General features: G+C 72.6%; 6 protein-coding genes. 5 read left to right on the plus strand and 1 reads right to left on the minus strand.

Translation table 11 applies throughout. The annotated features are described in order from the left end of the window. Window positions 1–126: 126 nt before the first annotated feature. The 4 genes from ACFWM2_RS32570 (at window position 127) to ACFWM2_RS32585 (ending at window position 5210) form a co-directional block, all read left to right on the plus strand. Window positions 127–771, plus strand: coding sequence for an HNH endonuclease family protein (locus tag ACFWM2_RS32570; protein WP_383287408.1), 645 nt, complete (start codon window positions 127–129; stop codon window positions 769–771). An 80-nt stretch (window positions 772–851) separates the two neighbouring features. Next, complete coding sequence (locus ACFWM2_RS32575; RefSeq protein ID WP_383287410.1) at window positions 852–2492, plus strand: alkaline phosphatase D family protein; 1641 nt, start codon at window positions 852–854, stop codon at window positions 2490–2492. Between the two features lie 248 nt (window positions 2493–2740). Beyond that, window positions 2741–4669: an FAD/NAD(P)-binding protein gene (locus ACFWM2_RS32580; protein ID WP_383287412.1), complete on the plus strand. Its 1929-nt coding sequence runs from the start codon at window positions 2741–2743 to the stop codon at window positions 4667–4669. Window positions 4670–4754: 85 nt separating this feature from the next. Beyond that, window positions 4755–5210, plus strand: coding sequence for a DoxX family protein (locus tag ACFWM2_RS32585; protein WP_383287414.1), 456 nt, complete (start codon window positions 4755–4757; stop codon window positions 5208–5210). Between the two features lie 65 nt (window positions 5211–5275). Here ACFWM2_RS32585 and ACFWM2_RS32590 read toward each other — a convergent pair whose 3' ends face one another. Continuing rightward, on the minus strand, window positions 5276–5836 hold the full coding sequence (locus tag ACFWM2_RS32590; protein ID WP_383287416.1) for a superoxide dismutase family protein: 561 nt from the start codon (window positions 5834–5836) through the stop codon (window positions 5276–5278). A gap of 250 nt (window positions 5837–6086) precedes the next feature. Between ACFWM2_RS32590 and ACFWM2_RS32595 the strand changes: the two genes are divergently transcribed. After that, window positions 6087–6701 carry a DedA family protein gene (locus ACFWM2_RS32595; RefSeq protein ID WP_383287418.1) on the plus strand — a complete coding sequence of 205 codons (615 nt, stop codon included), beginning with the start codon at window positions 6087–6089 and terminating at the stop codon, window positions 6699–6701. Window positions 6702–6973: the final 272 nt, after the last annotated feature.

Raw genomic sequence — 6973 nt, forward strand, 5'->3', positions numbered from 1 at the left:
CCGTCACACACCTTGTCGTGTCATGAACACGTCACTAGGTTCTCACCCGACGCACACCTGCTGGAAACACACCGCCCGGAGCATGAGCTCGCTCGCCCAACGGCACCCCACTGCAAGGGAGTTCGCATGCCCAAGGTCTACGCGCGTCGACGGCTGAGCATACTCGCCGCCGTCACGGGTCTGATAGCCCTGGCCGGGATTTTCAACAGCCCGGCCGCCTCAGCCGCGTTGCCGACCCCGGTCAGCGCCGCCACCGCCCGCACCTACCTCGCCTCCCTCACCGTGGCGACGGAGGACCGTACCGGCTACAACCGCGATCTGTTCCCGCACTGGATCACCATCAGCGGTGCGTGCAACACCCGCGAGACGGTCCTGAAGCGGGACGGCACGAACGTCGTCACCGACTCCGCCTGCGCCTCCACCAGCGGCAGTTGGTACTCCGTCTACGACGGTGCGACCTGGACCGCCGCCTCCGACCTGGACATCGACCACCTCGTGCCGCTGGCCGAGGCGTGGGACTCCGGCGCGAGCAAGTGGACCACCGCCCAGCGCCAGGGCTTCGCCAACGACCTGACCCGCCCCCAGCTCATCGCCGTCACGGACAACGTGAACCAGGCGAAGGGCGACCAGGACCCGGCCACCTGGATGCCGTCCCGCACCGCCTACGCCTGCACCTACGTGCGCGCCTGGGTCCAGGTGAAGTACTACTACGACCTCTCGGTCGACTCCGCGGAGAAGTCCAAGCTGTCCTCGGTGCTCAGCGGCTGCTGAGCCCTCGATTCTTCTCCGGAACCTCCCCACCGGCCTCCGTCGTTCCGTACCGTACGGGGCGACGGAGGAAGGTGATCGACATGGCGGCGCTGCGTCTGGGCCCCCTGCTGAGGTATGTCGACGACTCGTCCGCGACCGTCTGGGTCGAGACGAGCCGTCCGTGCACCGCCGAGGTACGGTGCGCCGGGGGCGCCGGAGGGGAGACCCGCACCTTCCAGATCGTCGGCCACCACTACGCGCTGGTGCCGGTCACGGGCCTGGCGCCGGGCACGGATTCCGCGTACGAGGTGCTGCTGGACGGCACCCCGGTCTGGCCGCCCGCCGACTCGCGTTTCCCGCCCCCGGCGATCCGGACCCCGGACGGGGGCAGCGTGAAGGTCGCCTTCGGCTCCTGCCGCTGGGCCGCCCCGCCCGGGGACGAGAAGGACCCGGTGGGCCCGGACGCCCTGGACACCCTGGCGGCGCGCCTCGCCTCCTCCCCCGAGGCGGAGCGACCGGACGTGCTCCTGCTGCTGGGCGACCAGGTGTACGCGGACGAGACCTCCGAGGCCACCCGCCGCTGGATCGCCGCCCGCCGGGGACTGGACGAGCTCCCCGGCACGCAGGTCGCGGACTACGAGGAGTACACCCACCTCTACCGTGAATCGTGGCTGGACCCCGAGATCCGCTGGCTGCTCTCCACGGTCCCCAGCTGCATGATCTTCGACGACCACGACATCATCGACGACTGGAACACGAGCGACGCCTGGCTAGCCGACATCCGGACGACGCCGTGGTGGCGCGAGCGCATCCTCGGCGGCCTGATGTCGTACTGGGTCCATCAGCACCTCGGCAATCTCGCCCCCGCCGAGCTCGCCACCGACCCGCTCTACGCCGCCGTCCGCGAGACACCCGACGGCACGGACGTCCTGCGCGCCCACGCCGCCCGGTCCGACGCCGACCCGTCCTCCGTCCGCTGGAGCTACCGCCGCGACTTCGGCCGCGTGCGCGTGGTGATGGTCGACTCACGGGCGGCCCGGGTCCTCAAGGAGGACAACCGCTCGATGCTGGACAGCGGGGAGGCGGAGTGGCTGCGGGAGCAGGTGTGGGACCACCGCGACGCGTACGACCACCTGCTCATCGGGACCTCGCTGCCCTGGCTGCTGCCGCATCTCATACACGACGCCGAGACGTGGAACGCCGCCCTGTGCCGGGGCGAGCGCGGAGCACGCTGGGCGCGGATCGGGGAACGGGTGCGCAGGGGCGCCGACTTGGAGCACTGGGCCGCGTTCCCGGAGTCGTTCGAGGAGCTGGGGCGGCTGGTCGCCGAGGCGGGGACCGGGGCGCAGGCACCGGCGACGGTGTGCGTGCTGTCCGGGGACGTGCATCACGCGTACGTCGCCGAGCCGCGGTGGCCCGCCGACGCCACCCCCGACGCCCGCGTCCTCCAGCTGACCTGCTCGCCGGTCCACAACTCCATCCCCCTGACGATGCGGCTCGGCTTCCGCTTCGGCTGGAGCGGGCTGGGGCGGGCGATCGGCCGCCGGCTCCTGCGGCACGGGCGCGCGGACCGTCCGGCCGTGGACTGGCGCCGGACGGGCGGCCCCTGGTTCGGCAACCAGCTGATGACGCTGACCATGCGCGGGCGGGAGGCGACCCTGCGGCTCGAACAGGCGCAGTCCGTACGCGGTGGCAGTCCCCGTCTGACGACCGTGGAGGAGTCCGTGCTCACACCCCGATAACCCCCTTCGCGCACCCCGACAGCCCCCTTGTTCACGCCCCGATGAGCCCCTACTCGCGCCCCGATTGACCCTTTCCGTCCCCCTGTTGCCCGCGTTGTCCCTGATGCTCGTGACGCATCCCACACCCGGTGCGGATCACTCGCCCCGGGGGTCGGCTCGCGCACCGTACGACGGCATGATGAGGCGGACCGTCCGCTTCCAGTAGGCGGTTTGCTGCCCTGCGCCCCACATGCCCGGGAGTCACACCTTTGTCTGCAGCACCCGCGCAATCCGTCCACGTCTCCGTCGCCGTGATCGGCGCAGGACCCCGCGGCACCAGCGTCCTGGAGCGCCTGTGCGCCTCCGCACCCGAGCTGCTCCCGCGCGGGGCGCGCCTCACGGTCCATGTGATCGATCCGTCGCCGCCGGGTGCCGGCCGCGTCTGGCGGACCGCGCAGCCGCCGGAGCTGCTGATGAACACGGTGGCCTGCCAGGTGACGCTGTTCACCGACGAGAGCGTGGAGTGCGCGGGCCCGATACGTCCCGGGCCGAGCCTGTACACCTGGGCCGCCGAGACCGGCGCCGACGGGGTCGGTCCCGACGACTACCCGACCCGGGCCCAGTACGGGCGCTATCTGGAGTGGGTCTTCGCCGAGGTGGCGGACCGCGCACCGGAGGGTGTCCGGGTCGAGGTGCACCCGGCCCGGGCCGTCCGCCTCGACGACGCCCCGGACGGCCGGCAGACGGTCACCCTCTCCACCGGCCGCGCCCTGACGGACCTGTCCGCCGTGGTCCTCGCCCAGGGCCATCTGCCGGTCCTCGCGGACCCCGCGCACCAGCGCCTGGCCGCGTACGCCGACCGGCACGGCCTGCGCCATGTCCCGCCCGCCAACCCGGCCGATGTCGACCTCGCCGCCGTCGCTCCCGGGGAGCCGGTCCTGCTGCGCGGTCTCGGCCTCAACTTCTTCGACCACATGGCCCTGTTGACGACGGGCCGCGGCGGCCGCTTCGTGCGGACCCGCCAGGGCCTGCGCTACCGGCCCTCGGGCGCCGAGCCGCGGCTGTACGCCGGGTCCCGGCGCGGCATCCCCCACCAGGCCCGCGGCGACAACGCGAAGGGTCCGTACGGCCGTCACACTCCGCTCGTCCTCACGGACGGGGTGATCTCCCGCTTCCGCAAGCGGGCCGACTCCGGGGACGCGCCCGACTTCCTCGGCGAGATATGGCCCCTGGTCGCGAAGGAGGTCGAAACGGTCTACTACGAAGGCGTGTTGCGCCTCCTGGACCCCGAAAACGCCGTACGGGGGGCCGACTTCCGGGACCGGTTCCCGGCCACCGCGCACCGGAGCCCCGAAGAGGCGGCGCTCCTCGACGAGTTCGGCATCCCGGAAGCCGACCGCTGGTCCTGGGACCGGATCTCCCGCCCGTACGGCGGACGGGTCTTCGCGGGGCCCGGCGCCTGGCGCGACTGGCTGCTCGCCCATCTCCGCGAGGACGCGGCCCAGGCGGCGCTGGGGAACGTGAACGGCCCACTGAAGGCCGCTCTCGACGTACTGCGCGACCTCCGCAACGAGCTGCGGCAGATCGTGGACCACGGAGGGCTGTCGGGCGCCTCCCGACGGGAGCATCTGGACCGCTGGTACACCCCGCTCAACGCCTTCCTCTCCATCGGGCCGCCCCGGCGGCGCATCGAGGAGATGGCCGCACTGATCGAGGCGGGTGTCCTGACGGTGGTGGGCCCGCGCATGGAGGTGCGGGCCGAGGACGGGGCGTGGGTCGCACACTCCCCCGAGGTGCCGGAGTCTGCGGTCCGGGCGACCACGCTCGTCGAGGCGCGTCTGCCGGAAGCGGACTTGCGCCGGACGGCCGACGAGCTGCTCGTCCGGCTGCTGAAGACGGGCCAGTGCCGGCCGCACACCGTTGACGGTTACGAAACCGGTGGCCTGGACGTAACACCGCGCCCCTATCGTCTGATCAACCGTCAAGGTCGGGCCCACGCACGGCGGTTCGCCTTCGGCGTGCCGACGGAGGGGGTGCACTGGGTGACCGCGGCGGGGGCTCGGCCGGGGGTGGATTCGGTCACCCTTTCGGACGCGGATGCGGTGGCGCGAGCGGTTCTGCGTGCGGCGGGGGCCCAGGCTGAACCGGAAGCGGAAGCGGAACCTTGGCCTAATGTTGAACTTGCAAGCATCGATTAGGTCCGCCTAGCGTTGGCGGCTCACTCGGTTCCGTCCCCCAGGACCGGTCCGCTCGCGGACCGGCCGACCGAAGGAGTCCCCCACCATGACCGGACGCCTCAACAGAGCCCAGCCCTATGCCGTCGGACTGTTCCGCATCGTCGTCGGCCTGCTCTTCGCCTGCCACGGCGCCGCCTCCATCTTCGGCGTCCTCGGTGGCGCGATGGGCGGCGGCACCATCCCCGCCGGCACCTGGCCCGGCTGGTACGCGGGCGTGATCCAGCTCGTCGGCGGCACCCTCGTCCTGCTGGGCCTCGGCACCCGCGCCGCGGCGTTCATCTCGTCGGGCTCGATGGCGTACGCGTACTTCGACGTGCACCAGTCGCAGGCCCTGTGGCCGATCCAGAACAGCGGCGAACTCTCCGTCGTGTTCTGCTGGTCGATGTTCCTGCTCGTCTTCACCGGTTCCGGCGCGCTCGGCGCCGACCGCTACCTCGGGGGCCGTACGTCCCCGGCCGCCGAGGACAAGTCCTCCTCGGAGCAGACCCCGGTCGCGGCCTGACCCACCGCACCACGGCGCCCGTCCCCTTCATCCGGGGGACGGGCGCCTCTGTTTGTGCGGACTGCTCAGCCGGTGCCCGCGCCCCAGCCGAACGGGACCGTGAAACAGGCCACGCGTGAGCCGCTCATGCCGGGCTGGTCGTGCAGCACCACGGAGGCGGCCTCTCCGCGCCGGAACCCCCAGTCGTGCTCGGCCCCCGCACCGCCGCGGCCCCGTTCGTCAGCGGTGAAGTCCAGCCAGATCTCGTTGTCCGGGTTCGCGTACTCGGGGTCCGTCGAGGGCTGGACCGGGTCCTTGCGGTGCTGGTAGTGCCCGCCCGCGTCGGCCGGGTTCGCGCCGCAGGGCTTCTGGTGCACATGGACGCCGTACGTGTGCCCCGGCTTCACACCCTTGACCCGCAGCCGTACGGCGGTGCCGCCGCGCTCGTCGATGTGCTGGCCGACCTCGATCCAGGCGCCCGCCGGCACGAGCTTTCTGTCGTACGTCAGCGCCGCCGACGAGGCGGAGCCGGCCCGCGCGAACTGCCCGTCCGTCTTCATCCAGTAGCCGTCCGGAGCCGCGCCCGCGCTTCCGCCCGCCGCGAGTACAGCCGCCGCCACAGCGCCGGAGAGTATTCCTGCCACCATCGTCAATCCCGCTTCCTCGGTTTCACCCCCGCCGGATTCACTTCGTCCGTTTCGTTCGTACGGGAAGTCCGGGTCGTCCGCCCTGCTGACGGCGCAGCCGGGTGAACATCTCGTGGCGAACACATGAGCCCCCCGTGGATCTCCCGACACGGTCCAGGCGTACGCTGTATGGCTGTCACAGGCCGCCCTGCCGCTCCCCCCGACGTCGCGGCGTGGTCGTGCCCACGGGGGAGTTCAGGGGAGTTTTTCAGTGCTTGAGAGTGTGGGGTCGCTGACCGGCAGCCCATGGATCTACGTCGTTGTGGCCGGGTCCGTGCTGCTGGACGTCTTCCTGCCGGTCCTGCCCAGCGGCGTCCTGGTCATCACGGCGGCCACCGCGGCCGCGGCGGGCTCCGCGACGGGAGCGGGGGTGCCGCACGAGGTCCCCGACATCCTGGCGCTGACGCTGTCCGCGGCCACCGCCTCGGTCCTCGGCGACCTGGTCGCGTACCGCCTCGCCTGGCGCGGGGGTGCCCGCCTGGACCGCGCGATCGCCCGTTCCCGGCGTCTGACCAGCGCGCAGGAACGTCTCGGCACGGCGCTGTCCCGGGGTGGCGGCCCCCTCGTCGTGATCGCCCGCTTCGCGCCGGCCGGCCGTTCGGTGGTCTCCCTCGGCGCCGGCGCCGCGCACCGGCGGGTCCGGGAGTTCCTCCCCTGGTCCATCCTCGCGGGGGTCGCGTGGGCCGTGTACAGCGTCGCCCTCGGCTACTTCGGCGGGCAGTGGCTCGGCGCGACGTGGATCGCCACGGCGGTGTCCGTCGCCGCCCTCTTCGCCGCGGGCGCCGGCGCCGCCTTCCTGGTCCGCCGCCCAGCCCTCCAGGACTAGCCGCGCCGCCCCTACCTGCCCGGGTGGGCTGACTCCGCTACCTGCATGGGCACCCGGCGCCTACGGGGCGACGCCCGGGTGGGCTCACTCCCCCACTTGCATGGCCCCCGGCGTCGGGGCCGGCGCGGCGGTGGGTCGACGAGCCTGGCGCCGCGGGGGTGCCGCTGCGCCCACCCTCCCCCATCGCCCCTAGCGGCACGCATGCCCGCAGCTAGAGCGGCGGAGTGCCGCTGCTCGCAACCCCCACGCACCCGCAGTCGCGAACCGGCCGA

Source organism: Streptomyces sp. NPDC058371 (genome assembly GCF_042723265.1).
In the GTDB taxonomy this organism is placed as follows: Bacteria; Actinomycetota; Actinomycetes; order Streptomycetales; family Streptomycetaceae; genus Streptomyces.

What these genes read in the sequence shown, in the direction of transcription:
- ACFWM2_RS32585 (WP_383287414.1), top strand. Translation starts at nt 4,755, where the DNA reads ATGACCGGACGCCTCAACAGAGCCCAGCCCTATGCCGTCGGACTGTTC.
- ACFWM2_RS32575 (WP_383287410.1), top strand. Translation starts at nt 852, where the DNA reads ATGGCGGCGCTGCGTCTGGGCCCCCTGCTGAGGTATGTCGACGACTCG.
- ACFWM2_RS32570 (WP_383287408.1), top strand. Translation starts at nt 127, where the DNA reads ATGCCCAAGGTCTACGCGCGTCGACGGCTGAGCATACTCGCCGCCGTC.
- ACFWM2_RS32590 (WP_383287416.1), bottom strand. Translation starts at nt 5,836, where the DNA reads ATGGTGGCAGGAATACTCTCCGGCGCTGTGGCGGCGGCTGTACTCGCG.